The 18,001-nt window shown below is 69.0% G+C and carries 17 protein-coding genes; 10 read left to right on the top strand and 7 right to left on the bottom strand.

Annotation, left to right across the window (positions count from 1 at the left end; translation table 11 throughout):
• Positions 1 to 120: 120 nt before the first annotated feature.
• Together rpmB and ACWPOC_RS20720 are read left to right on the top strand one after the other, a co-directional pair.
• Positions 121 to 312, top strand: coding sequence for a 50S ribosomal protein L28 (gene rpmB / locus ACWPOC_RS20715; RefSeq protein ID WP_006551201.1), 192 nt, complete (start codon positions 121 to 123; stop codon positions 310 to 312).
• Positions 313 to 400: 88 nt separating this feature from the next.
• A complete protein-coding gene (locus ACWPOC_RS20720) occupies positions 401 to 1,216 on the top strand; it encodes an enoyl-CoA hydratase-related protein (RefSeq protein ID WP_120282229.1) in 816 nt (271 codons plus the stop codon).
• A 22-nt stretch (positions 1,217 to 1,238) separates the two neighbouring features.
• Here the strand turns inward: ACWPOC_RS20720 and ACWPOC_RS20725 are convergent, their stop codons facing one another.
• From ACWPOC_RS20725 to ACWPOC_RS20735, 3 genes are read right to left on the bottom strand one after another with little or no spacing between them, the layout of a single operon-like run.
• Positions 1,239 to 1,967 (bottom strand): uracil-DNA glycosylase, encoded by a 729-nt coding sequence (locus ACWPOC_RS20725; RefSeq protein ID WP_216850655.1) that lies wholly within the window; start codon positions 1,965 to 1,967, stop codon positions 1,239 to 1,241.
• A gap of 3 nt (positions 1,968 to 1,970) precedes the next feature.
• Positions 1,971 to 2,498: a gamma carbonic anhydrase family protein gene (locus ACWPOC_RS20730; protein ID WP_120282228.1), complete on the bottom strand. Its 528-nt coding sequence runs from the start codon at positions 2,496 to 2,498 to the stop codon at positions 1,971 to 1,973.
• A 45-nt stretch (positions 2,499 to 2,543) separates the two neighbouring features.
• Complete coding sequence (locus ACWPOC_RS20735; RefSeq protein ID WP_120282227.1) at positions 2,544 to 3,515, bottom strand: thiamine-phosphate kinase; 972 nt, start codon at positions 3,513 to 3,515, stop codon at positions 2,544 to 2,546.
• Positions 3,516 to 3,611: 96 nt separating this feature from the next.
• Between ACWPOC_RS20735 and ACWPOC_RS20740 the strand changes: the two genes are divergently transcribed.
• The gene (locus tag ACWPOC_RS20740; protein WP_120282226.1) at positions 3,612 to 4,226 is read left to right on the top strand and encodes a DUF3515 domain-containing protein; all 615 of its coding nucleotides are present in this window, start codon (positions 3,612 to 3,614) and stop codon (positions 4,224 to 4,226) included.
• Positions 4,227 to 4,326: 100 nt separating this feature from the next.
• On the opposite strand, the gene ACWPOC_RS20745 is transcribed toward ACWPOC_RS20740, so the two are convergent.
• Complete coding sequence (locus ACWPOC_RS20745; RefSeq protein WP_120284166.1) at positions 4,327 to 5,868, bottom strand: acetyl-CoA hydrolase/transferase family protein; 1,542 nt, start codon at positions 5,866 to 5,868, stop codon at positions 4,327 to 4,329.
• A 349-nt stretch (positions 5,869 to 6,217) separates the two neighbouring features.
• Here ACWPOC_RS20745 and ACWPOC_RS20750 point away from each other — a divergent pair, with 349 nt between their 5' ends.
• The 5 genes from ACWPOC_RS20750 to ACWPOC_RS20770 all read left to right on the top strand — a co-directional run bounded on the left by ACWPOC_RS20750 (position 6,218) and on the right by ACWPOC_RS20770 (position 11,864).
• On the top strand, positions 6,218 to 8,350 hold the full coding sequence (locus ACWPOC_RS20750; protein WP_455409252.1) for a RecQ family ATP-dependent DNA helicase: 2,133 nt from the start codon (positions 6,218 to 6,220) through the stop codon (positions 8,348 to 8,350).
• Positions 8,351 to 8,566: 216 nt separating this feature from the next.
• Positions 8,567 to 9,073 carry a diaminobutyrate acetyltransferase gene (gene ectA / locus ACWPOC_RS20755; protein ID WP_006551193.1) on the top strand — a complete coding sequence of 169 codons (507 nt, stop codon included), beginning with the start codon at positions 8,567 to 8,569 and terminating at the stop codon, positions 9,071 to 9,073.
• 60 nt (positions 9,074 to 9,133) lie between these two features.
• Complete coding sequence (gene ectB, locus ACWPOC_RS20760) at positions 9,134 to 10,423, top strand: diaminobutyrate--2-oxoglutarate transaminase (RefSeq protein ID WP_120282224.1); 1,290 nt, start codon at positions 9,134 to 9,136, stop codon at positions 10,421 to 10,423.
• A 57-nt stretch (positions 10,424 to 10,480) separates the two neighbouring features.
• The gene (locus tag ACWPOC_RS20765; protein ID WP_120282223.1) at positions 10,481 to 10,879 is read left to right on the top strand and encodes an ectoine synthase; all 399 of its coding nucleotides are present in this window, start codon (positions 10,481 to 10,483) and stop codon (positions 10,877 to 10,879) included.
• A gap of 49 nt (positions 10,880 to 10,928) precedes the next feature.
• Positions 10,929 to 11,864, top strand: a complete 936-nt coding sequence (locus ACWPOC_RS20770) for a D-isomer specific 2-hydroxyacid dehydrogenase family protein (RefSeq protein ID WP_455409253.1) — start codon at positions 10,929 to 10,931, stop codon at positions 11,862 to 11,864.
• Positions 11,865 to 11,902: 38 nt separating this feature from the next.
• Here ACWPOC_RS20770 and ligD read toward each other — a convergent pair whose 3' ends face one another.
• Positions 11,903 to 12,850, bottom strand: a complete 948-nt coding sequence (ligD, locus tag ACWPOC_RS20775) for a non-homologous end-joining DNA ligase (RefSeq protein WP_455409254.1) — start codon at positions 12,848 to 12,850, stop codon at positions 11,903 to 11,905.
• Positions 12,851 to 12,986: 136 nt separating this feature from the next.
• Here ligD and ACWPOC_RS20780 point away from each other — a divergent pair, with 136 nt between their 5' ends.
• Both ACWPOC_RS20780 and ACWPOC_RS20785 read left to right on the top strand, forming a co-directional pair.
• On the top strand, positions 12,987 to 14,525 hold the full coding sequence (locus ACWPOC_RS20780) for an ATP-dependent DNA ligase (RefSeq protein ID WP_455409255.1): 1,539 nt from the start codon (positions 12,987 to 12,989) through the stop codon (positions 14,523 to 14,525).
• 5 nt (positions 14,526 to 14,530) lie between these two features.
• Positions 14,531 to 15,376 (top strand): NAD-dependent protein deacetylase, encoded by an 846-nt coding sequence (locus ACWPOC_RS20785; RefSeq protein ID WP_455409256.1) that lies wholly within the window; start codon positions 14,531 to 14,533, stop codon positions 15,374 to 15,376.
• A 5-nt stretch (positions 15,377 to 15,381) separates the two neighbouring features.
• On the opposite strand, the gene proB is transcribed toward ACWPOC_RS20785, so the two are convergent.
• Together proB and obgE are read right to left on the bottom strand one after the other, a co-directional pair.
• A complete protein-coding gene (proB, locus tag ACWPOC_RS20790; RefSeq protein WP_455409257.1) occupies positions 15,382 to 16,485 on the bottom strand; it encodes a glutamate 5-kinase in 1,104 nt (367 codons plus the stop codon).
• Between the two features lie 50 nt (positions 16,486 to 16,535).
• Entirely contained in the window at positions 16,536 to 17,993 is a 1,458-nt protein-coding gene (gene obgE, locus ACWPOC_RS20795; protein ID WP_455409258.1) for a GTPase ObgE, read from the bottom strand.
• Between the last annotated feature and the right edge of the window lie 8 nt (positions 17,994 to 18,001).

Consider the following 18,001-nt stretch of genomic DNA (forward strand, 5'->3'; position numbering starts at 1 on the left):
CAACCGCCCTCGAGTTCGCTAAGCTTGCCGGGTTGCCTCGCACGGGCGGCTCGTTCCCCGTGTTCGCAAGGCGAAACAACAGACAGAAGATCTATCCACTAGACACAAGGAGTTCGCGACATGGCTGCCGTCTGCGACGTATGCGCCAAGGGCCCCGGCTTCGGGAAGTCGGTCTCGCACTCGCACCGGCGTACCAACCGTCGCTGGAACCCGAACATCCAGAGCGTGCGCGCTCAGGTTGCACCGGGCAACACCCGCAAGATGAACGTGTGCACCTCCTGCCTCAAGGCCGGCAAGGTCGTCCGCGGCTGATTCCCGGTCGAGTCGTAGCGAAGGCCCCCTGCGCTGATTGCGCAGGGGGCCTTCGCCGTTCGATCCCGCGGCCGGATATCGTGCGGGAATGACCGAGAACCAAGTTTCCTTCCCCGACAGCGACTCTCTCCGTTCACTGGTGAGTGTGGAGGACCGCGTCCTGCGGATCGCCGTGGCGACCTCCGAGCACGGCACCTCCCTGTCCCCCGCAGGGATGGAGCAGGGCATCGCGGCCCTGCGCGCGGCAGGCCCCGAGATCGGCGCCGTGCTGCTCGTCGGTGAGGGTGCGAACTTCTGCGCGGGCGGCAACGTCCACGGATTCGCCGCGGCCGAGGACCGCGGCGCCCACCTGCTCGAGATCGCGAACCTCTTCCACGACTTCGTGCGCGAACTGGAGAAGGCGGCCGTGCCGGTCGTCGCCGCCGTGCACGGCTGGGCCGCCGGCGCCGGCATGAGCCTGGCGTTGCTCGCCGACATCGCACTCGCCGGCCCCGGCACGAAGATGCGCGCCGCGTACCCGTCGATCGGCTTCTCCCCCGACGGCGGCATGTCGTGGACCCTGCCGCGGATCGTCGGCCCGTCGCGGGCACGGGAGATCATCATGACCGACGCCGTGATCGGCGCCGACGAAGCCGTGCGCCTGGGTCTGCTCAGCCGGCTCGTCGCCGACGGCGAGATCCAGAGCGAGGGGTTGCGACTCGCACGGACCCTCGCGCACGGACCCACGCAGTCCTACGCCGCCATCCGCTCGCTCGTGGCGGGCTCGGCCGGACGATCACTGTCCGACCACCTCGATGCCGAAGCCGCCTCGATCTCCGCCGCCGCGACGACGCCCACGGGTATCGAGGGTGTCGACGCCTTCATCGCCAAGCGGCGCCCGGACTGGGATTCGGCCCGCGCCTGACATCCGGGCGGCGGATCGGTGGTCAGGGCAGCCGCCAGTCCACCGGTTCGCCGCCCCGCTCGACGAGCAGAGCGTTCGAGCGGCTGAACGGACGCGACCCGAAGAATCCGCGTGAGGCCGACAGCGGGGACGGGTGCGCCGACTTCACGGTGGGCACACCGCCGAGCATGGGTTCGAGGGTCGCCGCGTCGCGGCCCCACAGGATCGCGACGAGCGGGGTACCGCGCGCGACCAGCGCGCGGATCGCCTGCTCGGTGACGGCCTCCCAGCCCTTGCCGCGGTGCGAGGCCGGCTGGCCCGGCGCGACGGTGAGGACCCGGTTGAGCAACAGGACACCGTGCTCGGTCCACGGCGACAGGTCGCCCGTGGAGGGCTGCGGCAGACCGAGATCGTCGGTGTACTCGCGATAGATGTTGGCGAGACTGCGCGGGATGGGACGGACGTCCGGAGCCACCGAGAAGCTCAGTCCCACAGCGTGACCCGGAGTGGGATAGGGATCCTGCCCGACGATCAGGACGCGGACGGATTCGAACGGCTGCGTGAAGGCACGCAGCACGTTCGGACCGGACGGCAGATAACTGCGGCCCGCGGCGAGTTCGGCGCGGAGGAACTGCCCCATCGCGGTGATGTCACCTGCGACGGGTTCGAGTGCTCGCGCCCAACCCGCCTCGACGAGTTCGGACAGGGGCCGACCGGAACGGGGCTCGTCCGCTCCCCCGGCCGCGGACTGTGTGTCGACGGTGTCGGCCACCTGTCACTCCTGGTCGATGCGGCGGAGGGCGGTCCGGTAGTAGGCGGCGTTCGCCGCATACATCTCGGCGTTGGCGTCGAAGTTGTTCTCGGGGATCTCGTAGCCCTCGCGGACCTTCGCGGGGATACCCATCGCCATGCGGCGGGGCGGCAGTTCGAAGCGCGGCGGGATCAGGGCGCCGGCGGCGACCTGCGCGCCGGCACCGATGACCGATCCGTTGAGGACGAGCGAACCCGAGCCGATCAGCGCGCCGTCACCGATCGTGGAGCCCTCGATGTGCGCGTTGTGCCCGACGACGCACCGCGCGCCGATGACGGTGGCCTCGATCGCGGTGCAGTGGATGATCGTGCCGTCCTGGATGTTGGTCTTCTCCCCCACGGTGATCGTGCCGTAGTCCCCGCGCAGCACCGCCGAGGGCCACACGGAGGCACCGGCACCGAGGGTGACGTTGCCGATCACGACCGCGTCGGGATGAACCCACGCGTCGGGATGGATATCGGGGACACGCTCGCCGAGTGCGTAGACAGCCATGACTGCAGAACCTATCTCGAGCGAACCCCACCCGGAGTGAGCGGCCTAGAGACCAGCGCCCGCCGCGAAGCTCTCCCAGCCTCCGGATCCGTCGTGGCGCTGCCCGTCGACCGTGACGCCGGAGCCTTCCAGGACCACGCCGATCGGCCGCCATCCGTCCGGCAGGACGACCTCGCGAGGGAAGCAGGCCGCGAGGGCATGATCCTCGCCGCCGGTGAGGATCCATTCCCACGGGTCGGCCGCCAGTACCCGACCGGCCTCGCGGAGTTGCGTGTCGGGAGCGAGCGCACCGGAGTCGAGGTCGATCGCGACCTCCGAGGCCGTGCAGATGTGCCCGAGATCGGCGACGAGACCGTCGGAGATGTCGGTGCAGGCGTGGGCGCCGGCTGCGGCCGCTGCAGGACCTGCTGCATAGGGCGGAGTGGGCACACGATGCGCCGCGACGAGTTCGGGGAAGTCCCGGTTGCCGGCCAGCAGCAGGGCCAGACCCGCCGCGGAGCGACCGGTGCGACCGGCGAGGGCGACGACGTCGCCGGGGCAGGCGGTGGAGCGGAGCAGCGGTGGCCGTCCGTCGAGTTCGCCGAGCACGGTGACCGAGACGATCACCTGACCCGCCTGCACGAGATCGCCTCCCACGACTCCGGCGCCGACCTCCTCCGCAGCCTCCCCGATGCCCGCCGAGATGCCGTCGAGCACGGCGACGGGAGTCTCGGGCGGACAACCGAGGCCGACGACGAAGGCCGTGGGGCGTGCGCCGACCGCGGCGACATCGGCTCCGTTCTGGGCGACCGCCTTGCGTCCCACCTCTTCCGGGCTCGACCAGTCGAACCGGAAGTGACGTCCTTCGACCAGCATGTCGGTCGAGATCGCGATGCGCCCGTCGGCCGCTGTCACGACCGCCGCATCGTGGCCCGGCCCGACGAGTGTGCTGTCGGGTTGCCGCCGTGCTCTCACCGCGCGCTCGATCACGGGGAATTCGCCGATGTCGGCGACGGTGGGTCCGGTCGGGTTCGTCACGGTGACGGTCGCCTCTTTCTCGGTCGCCGGTGGGAGAGAGCCGGCACGTGCCCTGCTACGTTCGATCACGCTACCGCCCCCTGTCCCCGAGCCCGGATGCTGGACACGATGACCGACACCTCTGCTTCCGATCGCGAACCTTCCGACGACGCCCCCGCCGAGGCACCCGGATCGGACGGGACGCGACGCAGTCCCGCTCTGATCGCCACGGCGATCGCACTGCCCGTCGCTCTGCTGGTCGGCGTGGTGGTGGCGGCCGTGATCGTGTCGCAGTCACCTGTGAACACGCCTGTCGGCCTCGGTCCCGTGCCTGCTCCGGAAGCAGAATCCGAATCCTGCTCGCAGTTGCTCGACGCGCTGCCGGAGGAGCTCGGCGACTACACGCGCGCCGAACTGGCCGATCCGGCACCGGTGGGTGCGGCGGCCTGGCAGTCGGACGACGGCGAGGAGGTCGTCCTGCGCTGCGGTCTCGACCGGCCCGACCAGTTCGACCAGGCGGCGGCGCTGCAGGTGATCGACGACGTGCAGTGGTTCGAGGTGTCGGGAGCCGAGCAGGGTATCCCGGCGAGCACGTGGTTCGCCGTCGACCGGCCGGTCTACGTGGCATTGACCGTGCCCGACGGATCCGGGCCGACCCCGCTGCAGGACATCACAGCGACGATCTCGGCCACACTCCCGCAGCAGCAGATCGATCCGGCGCCGATCCGCTGAGCGGGATCTACCCCTCCGTCTTCACTACGACCCACGAACGAAGGTCGGCCCCGGCACCGTGGTGTGGTGCCGGGGCCGACCGTGTTCGTCGCCGCGCCGATCAGGACGCGTGCATGGTCCCCGTGCGCTGGTAGCGCTCGTGGAAGGAGAACGCCTCACCGAGCAGGTGCGGGGTGTGACCTGCTCCGGGGGCGGCTTCTGCGCGCTCGATGTAGTCGAGCAGTTCGGCGCGGTAGTCGGGATGCGCGCAGCGCTCCACGACGACCCGCGACCGACGACGGGGAGACAGGGCGCGTAGATCGGCGAGACCCTGTTCGGTCACGATGACCTGCACGTCGTGCTCGGTGTGATCGACGTGCGGCACCATCGGGACGATCGACGAGATCGCGCCGTCGCGGGCCGTCGACGGGCTCAGGAACATCGACAGGTAGCCGTTGCGCGCGAAGTCGCCGGAGCCACCGATGCCGTTCATGATGCGGGTGCCCATCACGTGGGTGGAGTTGACGTTGCCGTAGACGTCGGCCTCGAGCATGCCGTTCATGGCGATGATGCCGAGTCGGCGCACGATCTCGGGGTGGTTGCTGATCTCCTGCGGCCGCAACATGATGTGGTCGCGGTAGAAGTCGATGTTCTCGACGAAGTCGTTCAGCCCCGCTTCGGACAGTGCAAGGGCGGTGGCCGAGGCGAACCGGACGGTGCCGTGCTTGACGAGGTCGAGCATGCCGTCCTGGATGACCTCCGAGTAGCAGGTCAGCCCCCGGTACGGTCCGCTGTCGAGACCGGCGAGCACGGCGTTGGCGACATTGCCGACACCCGACTGCAGCGGAAGCAGCGTGTCGGCGGGCAGCCGTCCCGCGGCGACCTCGTGCGCGAAGAAGTCGAGGACGTGGTCGGCGATGGCCCGGCTGGTGGCGTCGGGCGCCGTGAGCGCGGTCGCACTGTCGGGACGGTCGGTCTCGACGACCGCGACGACGCGTTCCGGATCGATCCGGAAGTAGGGCTGGCCGATGCGGTCCTCGACGTCGGTGAGGTCGATCGGACGGCGGTTCGGGGGAAGCGCGGTGCCGTAGTAGACGTCGTGCACGCCGTCCATGGCGGCGGGGATCCACGTGTTGACCTCGAGGATCACCTTCTCGGCGACGTCGAGCCAGGTCTTGTTGTTGCCGATGGACGTGGCGGGGATCAGCTCGCCCGTCTCCGTGATGCCGGAGATCTCGACGACGGCGACGTCGACGTGTCCGTAGTAGCCTTCCCAGACCTGCTGGGCGACGTGCGACAGGTGGATGTCGACGTAGTCCATGCGGCCTTCGTTGATCCGCCCTCGGGCGGTGGGCTCTGCCTGGTACGGCATACGCAGCGCGATCCCGTCGACATCGGCGAGCATGCGCTCGGTGTCGGAGGCCACCGACGCTCCGGTGAGCAGGTTGATCCGGAAGTCGCCGCCGGTCGCCCGCGTGCGCCGGATGTGTTCGGCGAGGGCCGGGGTCACGGCCTTCGGGGTACCTGCACTGGCGAAGCCGCTGATGGCGACCGTGTCGCCGGGGCGGATCCACTGGACGGCGTCCTGCGCCGACACGATCTTCTTGCGGTAGGTCTCATGACGTACCCGAGCCTCGGCCGGGGTCACGACGACCGACTCCACAGACGGCGCTGCGGGGGATGAAAGGGCTGCGTACATGACGACGACCATAGCGGCGCGGATGATCCGCTCGTCACACTCGGGCCGGGCCGGCGATCGCCGTCACCAATTTGGACACAGAGTGTCACGAGTCGCACTCCAAGATCGATGTAATCGGAAGTTGTTGTTTCGCAAGATTTTACATGATGATTTCCGCCACGCGGACTGACACTGGGTGCCACCACCTTTCGCGAGAGCCACTCCGCCGCCATCTCTACGGTATCCCCGTTCGCCGCCGCATCAGTACCGTTCGCCGCCCCCGGAGAACCGTTCACCGCCGCCGTGACGGAACGCCGTCGGGCACGATTGCAGCATGACGAACTCCACCGACCTGTTGCGCGACGATGCCGAGCACCTTCTCCGCGAGCTGGCAGGCCCCGATGCCCGGCTCCGCGACGACCAATGGGTCGCGATCGAGGCACTGGTGGTGCACCGTCGCCGCGCCCTCGTCGTCCAGCGCACGGGCTGGGGGAAGTCGGCCGTCTACTTCATCTCCGCCAAGCTGCTGCGCCGGCAGGGCCGCGGTCCCACGGTGATCGTCTCGCCGTTGCTCGCCCTGATGCGCAACCAGGTCGCGGCCGCCGAACAGGCCGGGGTCCACGCCGCGACCATCAATTCCGGCAACGTCACCGAATGGGCGGAGATCCACGAGCGGATCGCGGCGGGCGAGGTCGACGTCCTCCTCGTCAGCCCCGAACGCCTGAACAACCCCGACTTCCGCGATCAGGTGCTGCCCTCCCTCGCCCGCGACGCCGGGCTGGTGGTCGTCGACGAGGCGCACTGCGTGTCGGACTGGGGTCACGACTTCCGGCCCGACTACCGCCGCATCCGCACCCTCGTCGCCGAGCTCGGCGACGACATCCCCGTGCTGGCGACGACGGCGACCGCCAACGACCGGGTGGTCGCCGACATCGCCGCCCAGCTCGGTGTCGGCGGCAACAGCGATGTCGGCGGGAGCAACGATGCCGCCTCCGGTGGCACGCTCGTGCTGCGCGGTGGCCTCGACCGTCCGTCGCTGCACCTGTCGGTGGTGCGGATCGACGAGCCGGCGCGACGCGCGGCGTGGCTCGCGCAGCATCTGAAGGATCTGCCGGGCTCGGGCATCGTGTACGCGCTGACGGTCTCCGCCGCCCGCGACCTCGCGGCGCTGCTCACCGACCACGGCTATGCAGTGGCGGCATACACCGGTCAGACCGAACCGACCGAGCGTGAACAGCTCGAGGCGGATCTCCTCGACAACAAGGTCAAGGCGCTCGTCGCGACCTCGGCGCTCGGCATGGGCTTCGACAAGCCCGACCTCGGCTTCGTGGTGCACCTCGGCGCTCCCTCGTCCCCGATCTCCTACTACCAGCAGGTCGGGCGCGCGGGTCGCTCCACCGAGCGCGCCGAGGTGGTTCTGCTCCCCGGTCCGGAGGACCGCCGGATCTGGCAGTGGTTCGCCTCGGTCGCCTTCCCGGACGAGGCGCTCGTACGACGCGTGATCGCAGCGCTCGATACCGAACGGCCGGTATCTACACCCGCCCTCGAACCGCGGGTCGACCTCACACGCTCCCGCCTGGAGATGGTCCTCAAGGTCCTCGACGTCGACGGAGCGGTGAAGAGGGTCAAGGGCGGCTGGATCGCCACCGGGCAGCCCTGGACGTACGACGAGGAGCGCTACGGGCGCCTCGAGGAGGCTCGCGCCGCGGAACAGGAGGCGATGCTCGAATACGAGCGCACCACCGAATGCCGCATGGTCTTCCTTCGTCGTCAGCTCGACGATCCCGATCTCGACACCCGGAGCCCCGGTTGCGGCCGGTGTGACAACTGCATCGGGTCCCGGTGGGAGACGTCCGTCGGCGACGACGAGGTCGCCCGGACCCGCGCCCGCCTCGAACGCCCCGGCGTCGATCTGCCACCGCGACGGCAGTGGCCCACGGGGATGTCGACACTCGGGATCGCGCTGTCGGGCCGGATCACGGACGGTCCGCGCCCCGGGCGCGTGCTGGGCCGGCTGTCGGATCTGGGATGGGGACCGCGACTGCGCGAACTGCTCGACGGACCGGACCGCGAAGTGCCGAAGGCGGTGGTCGACGCGTCGATCGCGGTGCTCGCGGCGTGGGATTGGGAGAACCGGCCCACCGCCGTCATGGCCATGGACTCCCCTACACATCCGCTGCTCGTCGAGTCACTCGCGTCCCGATTGGCACAAATCGGACGATTACGAGATCTAGGTGTATTGCGACGCCGAAGCGGGAATACGGAGCCGACGGCAGCGAACTCGGCATATCGGGTCGCCGCACTGATCGACGCGTGGGAGCGACCCGACAACCTCGGGTCGAGTGGTCCGATCCTTCTCGTCGATGCGGTGACCGACACCGGCTGGACGTTCACGATGGCGGCGAGAACTCTCGTCGCCGCGGGAGCCGACGCGGTGTTGCCGTACGCACTCGCGAGCCCGAAGTAATCGCCACGAGGAGGACCGACGTAACATGTTTGTGACCGGCATCACAACATGCGCTCGACCTGCACGGACCACAGGGTTCCGATCCCGATTCCGGACACGGGCGTGATCTCGACACCGGAAGTTGTTAGGTTGAAAGGACATATGAGGCCCGTCAAGGAAAGAAGTACCCCGACCCCCGACTCGGCTGAAACGAATATCGCGACCACATCTTCGGACGTGGCCGCAACCGAGTCCGGTAGTGAGCCGGCTGCAATCGAATTCCGGCGTCCGCGTATCGCCGACGGTAGACGACTCTGGCAGATCGCGCGTGATTCGCAGGTTCTCGACGTCAATTCCGGTTACGCATATGTGCTGTGGTGTCGCGATTTCGCCGACACATCGGTCGTCGCAACGGACGACACCGATCGCCCCGTGGGATTCGTGACCGGCTACCGCCGCCCCGACTCCCCGAACACCCTGTTCGTCTGGCAGGTGGCAGTCGACGCAGACCAGCGTGGACGTGGAGTGGCCGGCCGTATGCTCGACGCTCTGCTCGACCGACTCGAGCCGCTCGGCGTGACCCGTCTGGAAACGACGGTGAGTCCCGACAACGAAGCGTCGATCGCAATGTTCACCGCTCTCGCGCGTCGCCGCGGAACGCATATCACTCGCACCGAGTTGTTCGCGCCCGACGATTTCCCTGATTCACATCTGGCCGAGGATCTCTACACCATCGGCGAATGATCGCAGCGCATGTGCGCGCGACATCTCATAATTCTCGAATAATCACAGGAGGACCACGACATGACCATCCTGGAAAACAAGCCCGAGACCACCGGTAAGCCCGATACCTCGATTTTCTCGCACCTCGAATCCGAGGTTCGGAGTTACAGCCGCGGCTGGCCCGCCGTTTTCGACAAGGCATCGGGATCCTGGCTGCGCAGCGAGGACGGCAAGGACTACCTCGACTTCTTCGCCGGCGCCGGAGCCCTGAACTACGGCCACAACAACCCGGTGCTCAAGTCGGCCCTGGTCGACTACATCATGAGCGACGGCGTCACCCACGGCCTCGACATGTACACCGTCGCCAAGCGCAAGCTGCTCGAGACCTTCGAGTCGCACGTGCTCGCGCCGCGTGGCCTGGACTACAAGGTCCAGTTCCCCGGCCCGACCGGCACGAACGCCGTCGAGGCGGCTCTGAAGCTCGCCCGTAAGGTGACCGGTCGCGAGTCGATCATCAACTTCACCAACGCTTTCCACGGCATGACCCTGGGTGCGCTGTCGGTGACCGGCAACTCGATGAAGCGCGCCGGCGCGGGTGTGCCTCTCGTCCACGCGACGCCGATGCCGTTCGACAACTACTTCAACGGTGTCACCGAGGACTTCCAGTGGTTCTCGCGCGTCCTCGACGACGCGGGCAGCGGCCTGAACCGTCCGGCCGCGGTCATCGTCGAGACCGTGCAGGGTGAAGGCGGCGTGAATGTTGCTCGCCCCGAGTGGCTTCGTGCTCTGGCCGACCTGTGCAAGGAACGCGACATCCTGCTGATCGTCGACGACGTGCAGATGGGCTGCGGCCGCACCGGCCCGTTCTTCTCGTTCGAGATCGCCGGCATCACGCCCGACATCGTGACCCTGTCGAAGTCGATCGGCGGATACGGAATGCCGCTGGCGCTCACCCTGTTCAAGCGTGAGCTCGACGTGTGGGGTCCGGGCGAGCACAACGGCACCTTCCGCGGCAACAACCCGGCCTTCGTGACGGCGGCTGCCGCCCTCGAGCACTACTGGGCCGACGACAAGCTCGAGCGCGACACCCTGCGCAAGGGCGAGCGCATCCGCCAGACCTTCATGAACCTGTCGGACATGTTCGACGGCGTCTCGACCCGCGGCCGCGGCCTGGTCCAGGGCCTGGTCTTCGACAAGGCGGAGGACGCCGACAAGGTCTGCGCCCTGGCCTTCGAAGAGGGTCTGCTCGCCGAGACCTCCGGTCCGTCGGACGAGGTCGTCAAGCTGCTGCCGCCGCTGACCATCACCGACGACGAACTCGAGTTCGGGCTGAACATTTTGGCGGAAGCGACCGCGAAGGTCCGTTCCTGAGCGGTCCCCGCTCCGCCCGTTCCGAACCCACTTGCAGAAGAAGGACTTTCGACCCCCATGATCGTTCGTACGACAGAAGAGATCACCGGCACCGAGCGCGACGTCGTCTCGGAGGACGGCCAGTGGCGCAGCAAGCGCATCGTCCTCGCCGGCGACAAGGTGGGCTTCTCGTTCCACGAGACCACCATCGAGCCCGGCACCGTCAACGAGTTCCACTACGCCAACCACGTCGAGGCCGTGTGGCTCGTCGAGGGCACCGGCAAGCTGCAGGACCTCGACAACGACGTGGAGTACGACCTCGCTCCGGGCACGATGTACCTGCTCAACGGACACGAGCGTCACCGCGTGCTCCCCGACACGCGCATGCGCATGCTGTGCGTCTTCAATCCCCCGGTCACCGGCCGTGAGGTGCACGACGAGAACGGTGTGTACCCGTTGATCGTCGAACCCGCCTGAGTGCGGTAACCACGTGACCGATGCGGGGCGGACGCTTAGAGTCGAGACCATGACTCCCGAGCGTGCGCCCCGCATCGCTGTCGGCCCCGAGCGCGACCCCCGTTTCGAACGGGCGGTCACGGGCGGGGGCGGCGTGCCTTGCGGACTCGAGGACACCCCCGACGCGCTCGTCTGGACGGCCGGGCCGCAGGACTTCCCCGAGGTCCTCCCCGCCTCCGTCCGCTGGGTACAGCTACCGTCCGCCGGTGTCGAGTACTGGCTGTCGCAGGGTGTCGTCAAGGCCCACCCGCGCGTCACCTGGACGTCGGCGGCCGCGGCGTACTCCACGACCGTCGCCGAACACGCGCTCCTGCTCCTGCTCGCCGGGGTCCGGGCCCTGCCGGCCCATCTGGCGGCCACCTCGTGGACACCCGAGAGTCTCGCGCCGGTCGTCGGCGCCCTCCGCGGCGCGACGGTCGGGATCATCGGCGCCGGCGGTGTCGGCCGGGCGCTGATCCCGATGCTGGCCGCGCTGGGGGCGCGCGCACTCGCCGTCACCCGCAGCGGCCGTCCCGTGCCGGGGGCAATCGAGACGTTCCCCGTCGAACGCATCGACGAGATATGGCCTCTGGCAGATCATTTCGTCATCTCCGCGACAGCCACCCTCGACGTCGAGCAGCTCGTCGGTGCAACCGAGCTCGCAGCGATGAAATCCACGGCGTGGGTCGTCAACGTCGCCCGGGGCGATCTCGTCGACACCGACGCCCTCGTCGCCGCTCTCCGATCCGGCGCGATCGGCGGCGCGGGGCTCGACGTCACCGATCCCGAACCGCTCCCCGACGATCATCCTTTGTGGACGCTCCCCAACGCCGTGATCACTCCCCACGACGCCAATCCACCCCCGCTGCGCATCCCGGCCTATCTCGAGCACGTGACCGAGAACGTGACACGGTTCGCGTCCGGCCTCGTGCCGATCGGGGTCGTCGATCCCAGCGCCGGATACTAGGCCACGACTACCGGGTCACCGTTACCGGGCCACAGGGCTCACTCGGACGCCTTCTCCTGCTTCTCGTCGCGTTCCGCCCATTCCAGGAGCGGATCGAGGGAGAAGACCGCCTCGTCGATGCCCGCGTGCAGGTCGCCGAGTTCCTCGAACCGCTTCGGCACGGTCCGGATCGTGAAATCCCGCGGTTCGAGATCGTCGATCTCGTCCCACCGCACCGGAGTGGAGACCGTCGCCTCCGGCACACCGCGGACCGAATAGGCACTGGCGATCGTGTGGTCGCGCGAGTTCTGGTTGTAGTCGACGAAGACCGCCGACGGGTCGCGTTCCTTGCGCCACCACGCCGTCGTCACGTCGCCGGGCGCGCGCCGCTCCACCTCCCGCGCGAAAGCCCATGCGGCCCTTCGGACGTCGTCGAACTCCCATTCCGGCGCGATCCGGACGTAGACATGCAGGCCGTCGCCTCCCGAGGTCTTCGGCCAACCCACGGCACCGAGTTCGTCGAGCACCTCGTGCGCCACCGACGCCACGCGCCGCACCCGATCGAAATCGCAGTCGGGCATCGGATCGAGGTCGATCCGCCACTCGTCGGGCCGCTCCACGTCGCTGCGCCGAGAGTTCCACGGATGGAACTCCACGGTGGACATCTGCACGGCCCACACGACGTCCGCGAGACGGGTCACGCACAGTTCGTCGGCGTCGCGGTCGTAGCGCGGGAAGTGCACCCGCACGGTCTCGACCCAGTCCGGAGCCCCGCGCGGCAGCCGCTTCTGGTGCACCTTCTGCCCTTCGAGACCGTCGGGGAACCGGTGCAGCATGCAGGGCCGCTCACGGAGTGCCCGGACGATCCCCTCCCCCACGCTCAGGTAGTAGTTCGCGAGATCGAGCTTGGTCGCCCCGATCTCGGGGAAGTACACACGATCGGGATGCGTGATGCGCACCGTGCGACCGTCCACGTCGAGTTCGACTGCATCGGCGTCCTTGCTCATCCGCGTCTCCCGTCCCTCCCCCTCGTGCACACGTCCTGTGCACCATCCTGGCCTCTCGATTCCCACCGGCGTGCGGAAATACACCCCGACGCACGATTTCCTCCGCGTGGCACGTCCGGGCGCTAACGTCGAAGCGATGCTGCTGCACTCAGTTGTCGACACCTCCGTTGCCGTCGCCGCCACACGGTCACGACGCACCAAGATCGATCTGCTGCGGGAATTACTCGGGCGCGCCGAACCCCACGAGGTCGAAGCGGTGGTCTCATGGTTGTCCGGAGAGATGACCCAGGGCCGCGTGGGTGTCGGCTTCCGCACCCTCGCCGGCCTCTCCGCACCGGTCGCCGACGATCCGACGCTCTCCGTCGACGAGGTGTCCGGCTTCCTCGACCGCCTCGCCGGCATCGCCGGTTCCGGATCCACCGCCGCGCGGCAGCAACTGCTCCTGGAGCTGTTCGGCCGGGCCACCGAGTCCGAGCAGCGTTTCCTCGTCGCGCTCCTCGGTGGTGAGCTGCGGCAGGGTGCTCTCGAAGGGGTGATGACCGATGCGGTCGCAGCGGCAGCCGGTCTCCCCGTCGAACCGGTCCGCCGGGCGGTGATGCTCTCGGGCCGACTCGCGCAGGCCGCAGCGGCGGCCTTTGACGGTGGCGTCGACGCGCTCGCGGAATTCGGCCTGGAACTCGGCCGACCGGTCCGACCGATGCTGGCCTCGCCCGCCGAGTCGCTCGAGGCGGCACTCACCGAGTTCGACGGGGCCGTGAGCGTGGAATACAAACTCGACGGTGCACGCATCCAGGTGCACCGCCACGAGGACGCCGTGTGGATCTTCACTCGCACGCTGCGCGATATCACCGCATCGGTCCCCGAACTGGTCGAACTCGTCCGGGCACTGCCGTGCCGCAGTGTCGTGCTCGACGGCGAGACACTCGCGCTCACCGATGCCGGCCGTCCCCGACCGTTCCAGGAGACCATGAGCCGGTTCGGTGCCCGCTCCGAACGCGAACTGCTCCTTTACCCGTACTTCTTCGACTGCCTGCACCTCGACGGCGCCGACCTGCTCGACGAGCCACTGTCGGTGCGTCTCGACCAGCTCGCCCGTGTCGCGGGTGAGCACCGTATCCCCGCGCTCGTCGCTCCGGACGCCGACAGCGCCGAGGCGCATCTCGGTGACTCGCTCGGCAACGGTCACGAGGGCGTCATGGTGAAGTCGCTCACGTCGACCTACACCGCCGGACGCCGGGGCCGAGCCTGGCAGAAGGTCAAACCCGAGCACACCCTGGATCTCGTGGTGCTCGCCGCCGAGTGGGGTTACGGGCGCCGCACCGGCTTCCTGTCCAATCTGCACCTCGGTGCCCGCGACCCGGACGGTGGTCCGCCGATCATGGTCGGGAAGACGTTCAAGGGACTCACCGACGCGCTGCTGCAGTGGCAGACAGAGGAATTCCCGCGCCACGAGACGCATCGCGACGAGCACACCGTCCACCTGCGACCCGCGATCGTCGTCGAGATCGAACTCGACGGAGTGCAGACCAGCAGCCGCTATCCGGGCGGGGTGGCGCTGCGCTTCGCACGGGTGCTGCGGTACCGGCCCGACAAGTCGGCCGCCGACGCCGACACCATCGATGCGGTCCGCGCGCTCCTGCCCGCAGCGCCGGTTCCCGGAAGCGGCCTACCGTAGATGGAGTGATCGACGTTCCACTCCGTTCCGACGACCTGCCCACTCTCCTGCACGGCCGTCGGATCGCTTTTCTCACCGGCGCCGGGCTGTCGACGGACTCCGGTATCCCCGACTATCGCGGACCGGACTCGCCGCCCCGCAACCCGATGACCTACCAGCAGTTCGTCGGCGACGCGGAGTTCCGGCAACGCTACTGGGCGCGCAACCACGTCGGCTGGAAGCACATGGACGCCGCCCGCCCGAATGCCGGGCACCGGGCGCTCGCGGCCCTCGAACGCGCCGGTTCCGTCGTCGGCGTGATCACCCAGAACGTCGACCTGCTGCACACGAAGGCCGGCAGCCGGCGGGTCGTCGACCTGCACGGCACCTACGCGCAGGTCCGATGCCTGTCGTGCGAACACCGCATCTCGCGGTTCACGCTGCACGAGCGGCTGTGCGCGGCCAATCCGGGATTCGACGACCGGATGCGCGCGACGACCGGTCTCGAGGTCGCCCCCGACGCGGACGCGGTGGTCACCGACACCGAGGACTTCGTCGTAGTGGACTGCGAGCGCTGCGGCGGGATGCTCAAACCCGACATCGTGTACTTCGGGGAGACGGTGCCGCGCCCGCGCGTCGATCTCGCATTCTCGGTGGTGGACGGTGCCGACGCCCTGCTGGTCGCCGGGAGTTCGCTGACGGTGCAGTCGGGGCTGCGTTTCGTGCGTCGCGCCGCGCAGCGGAACATCCCGGTGGTGGTGGTCAATCGCGGCCCCACCCGCGGGGATGCGCTGGCGACCCTCAAGCTCGAAGCGGGTACCTCGGAGACCCTCGCCTTCCTGGCCGACGCGGTGACCGCACCGACTTCGTGAGGTTCTCAGACCACCCGGACGAGATCGTCGGCGTGCACGACGGGTCGCTGGAGATCCGGCGGCAGCTGCCCGGTCGAGAAGCCGATCATGAAATCGAGTTCGGACGCGTCGTAGGCCACCACACCGCGCGCAACCGTGCGGCCGTCGGGCGCGACGATGCCCACGACGTCGCCGGCGTGGAAACCGCCACTGGTGCCGGTGATTCCGGCGGCGAGCAGCGAGCGTCGCCGCTCCATCACGGCGCGCACGGCACCCTCGTCGAGATACAGCGAACCGTGGACGTCGGCAGCATGCCGCACCCAGAAACGCCGCGCCGACAGACGCTGCGGACGGGCCGCGAAGGCCGTGCCGACGTCGGCGGCGCCCAGCGCGCGATCGGCCTGGGCGGCCGCGGCGAGCAGCACCGGCACGCCGGAGTCCGCCGCGAGACGGGCCGCGGACAGTTTCGACGCCATGCCACCGGTGCCCAGCGCGCCGCCCGAGCCGGCGACCACGCCGTCGAGATCCTCGGGGGTGCGGACCTCGGGGATGAGGTTCGCGGAGCCCTTGCGGGGATCCCCGTCGTACAGGCCGTCGACGTCGGACAGCAGGATCAGCGCGTCGGCGCCGATGAGATGCGCGACGAGAGCGGCGAGCCGGTCGTTGTCGCCGAAGCGCAGTTCGACGGTCGCGACGGTGTCGTTCTCGTTGACCACCGGGACCGCCCCGAGCGAACGCAGCCGGTCGAGGGTGCGTTGCGCGTTGCGGTGCTGGGTGCGCCGGCCGATGTCGTCGGCGGTGAGCAGCACCTGGCCCACGGTGCGGTCGTAGCGGGCGAAGGAGGTGCCCCAGGCGTGAGCGAGGGTGAGTTGCCCGACGCTGGCCGCAGCCTGCTTCGTCGCGAGATCACGCGGCCGACTCGTGAGACCGAGCGGTGCGAGCCCGGCACCGACCGCACCCGAGGAGACCACGACGACACTCGAACCCGTGCGGATCCGGGCCTCGATGGCATCGACGAGACGATCGAGCCGGCCACGGTCGAGCCCACCCACCAGGCTCGTGATCGCCGACGAGCCGATCTTGACCACTACGCTGCGGGCGTGGGAGACGACCTCCCGGGTGTCGCTCATGTTCTCCTCGGTACGCTTCGGGCTTCCTTGACGCTGGGAACGCGGGCCTGTTACTCGAACTCGTCGTCGGTGGCCAGACCGCGGCGCACCTTCTTCGCGTGGCGACGCTCGGCGGCGCCGACGCGGTCGACCTGGTCGAGACGGGCATCGGTGCCGCGACCGGTGGGCACGACGTCCACGCCGGCCTGCGTCTGCGGTTCCCACTCGAAACCGACCTCGCCGATGGTGACCCAGCATCCGGGTTCCGCGCCGAGCTTCACGAGCTTGTCCTCGACGCCGAGACGGGCGAGGCGGTCGGCGAGGTAACCGACGGCCTCGTCGTTGTCGAAGGCCGTCTGGCGCACCCACCGCTCGGGACGGGTGCCCCGCACGATGAATCCGCCGGGCACCTCGGGATCGCGGACCACGGTGAAGGCCTCCTCGTCGCGGGCGACAGGACGGATCACCGGGCGGGTCGGCGCGGCCGGCGGATGTGCCTCGCGGTACTCGTCGACCATCTTCGCGAGGGCGAACGTCAGCGGACGCAGGCCGTCGCGGCTCACGGCCGAGATCGTGAAGACCGGCCAGCCGCGGGCCTCGAGTTCGGGGGTGACGAACTCGGCGAGTTCCTTCGCGTCGGGCACGTCGGCCTTGTTGAGGATCACGATGCGGGGGCGCTCGGCGAGGTCGCCGAGTCCGTTGTCGCCCGACAGCGCGGGCTGGTAGGCGGCGAGTTCGGCCTCGAGCGCGTCGATGTCGGAGATCGGGTCGCGGCCGGGTTCGAGGGTCGCGCAGTCGACGACGTGCGCGAGCACGGCGCAACGCTCGAGATGCCGGAGGAAGTCGAGGCCGAGACCGCGGCCCTCACTGGCGCCGGGGATCAGGCCGGGCACGTCGGCGACGGTGAAGGTCGTGTCGCCCGACTGCACCACACCGAGATTCGGCACGAGGGTGGTGAACGGGTAGTCGGCGATCTTCGGCTTCGCGGCCGAGAGCACCGACACGAGCGACGACTTGCCGGCCGAGGGGAAGCCCACGAGACCGACGTCGGCGACGGACTTCAGTTCGAGGACGAGATCGAGTTCCTCACCCTCCTCACCGAGCAGCGCGAAGCCGGGGGCCTTGCGTGCCTTCGACGCGAGTGCGGCATTGCCGAGACCACCGCGACCGCCGTGCGCGGCGACGAAACGCGTGCCGGTGCCCACGAGGTCGGCGAGGATCCGTCCATCGCGGTCGAGCACGACGGTGCCGTCGGGAACCTTCAGGACGAGGTCGCCGCCGTTGGCACCGTTGCGGTGGCCGCCGGCGCCCTGGGCACCGTTGGTCGCCTTGGCGTGCTGGTGGAAGTGGAAGTCGAGCAGGGTGTGGACGTTGCGGTCGACTTCGAGGACGACGTCGCCGCCGTTGCCTCCGTTACCGCCGTCGGGGCCGCCGAGCGGCTTGAACTTCTCGCGGTGGACGGAGGCGCAGCCATTGCCGCCCTTACCGGCGCTGACGTGCAGCACCACCCGGTCGATGAAGCGGGACATGGGTGGAC

The organism is Rhodococcus sp. 5G237 (genome assembly GCF_053764735.1).

Excerpts from the sequence above, each read along its gene's own strand:
- rpmB (WP_006551201.1), top strand. The coding sequence starts at position 121 with ATGGCTGCCGTCTGCGACGTATGCGCCAAGGGCCCCGGCTTCGGGAAG.
- ACWPOC_RS20720 (WP_120282229.1), top strand. The coding sequence starts at position 401 with ATGACCGAGAACCAAGTTTCCTTCCCCGACAGCGACTCTCTCCGTTCA.
- ACWPOC_RS20730 (WP_120282228.1), bottom strand. The coding sequence starts at position 2,498 with ATGGCTGTCTACGCACTCGGCGAGCGTGTCCCCGATATCCATCCCGAC.
- ACWPOC_RS20740 (WP_120282226.1), top strand. The coding sequence starts at position 3,612 with ATGCTGGACACGATGACCGACACCTCTGCTTCCGATCGCGAACCTTCC.
- ACWPOC_RS20750 (WP_455409252.1), top strand. The coding sequence starts at position 6,218 with ATGACGAACTCCACCGACCTGTTGCGCGACGATGCCGAGCACCTTCTC.
- ectB (WP_120282224.1), top strand. The coding sequence starts at position 9,134 with ATGACCATCCTGGAAAACAAGCCCGAGACCACCGGTAAGCCCGATACC.
- ACWPOC_RS20765 (WP_120282223.1), top strand. The coding sequence starts at position 10,481 with ATGATCGTTCGTACGACAGAAGAGATCACCGGCACCGAGCGCGACGTC.
- ACWPOC_RS20770 (WP_455409253.1), top strand. The coding sequence starts at position 10,929 with ATGACTCCCGAGCGTGCGCCCCGCATCGCTGTCGGCCCCGAGCGCGAC.
- ligD (WP_455409254.1), bottom strand. The coding sequence starts at position 12,850 with ATGAGCAAGGACGCCGATGCAGTCGAACTCGACGTGGACGGTCGCACG.
- ACWPOC_RS20780 (WP_455409255.1), top strand. The coding sequence starts at position 12,987 with ATGCTGCTGCACTCAGTTGTCGACACCTCCGTTGCCGTCGCCGCCACA.
- proB (WP_455409257.1), bottom strand. The coding sequence starts at position 16,485 with ATGAGCGACACCCGGGAGGTCGTCTCCCACGCCCGCAGCGTAGTGGTC.
- obgE (WP_455409258.1), bottom strand. The coding sequence starts at position 17,993 with ATGTCCCGCTTCATCGACCGGGTGGTGCTGCACGTCAGCGCCGGTAAG.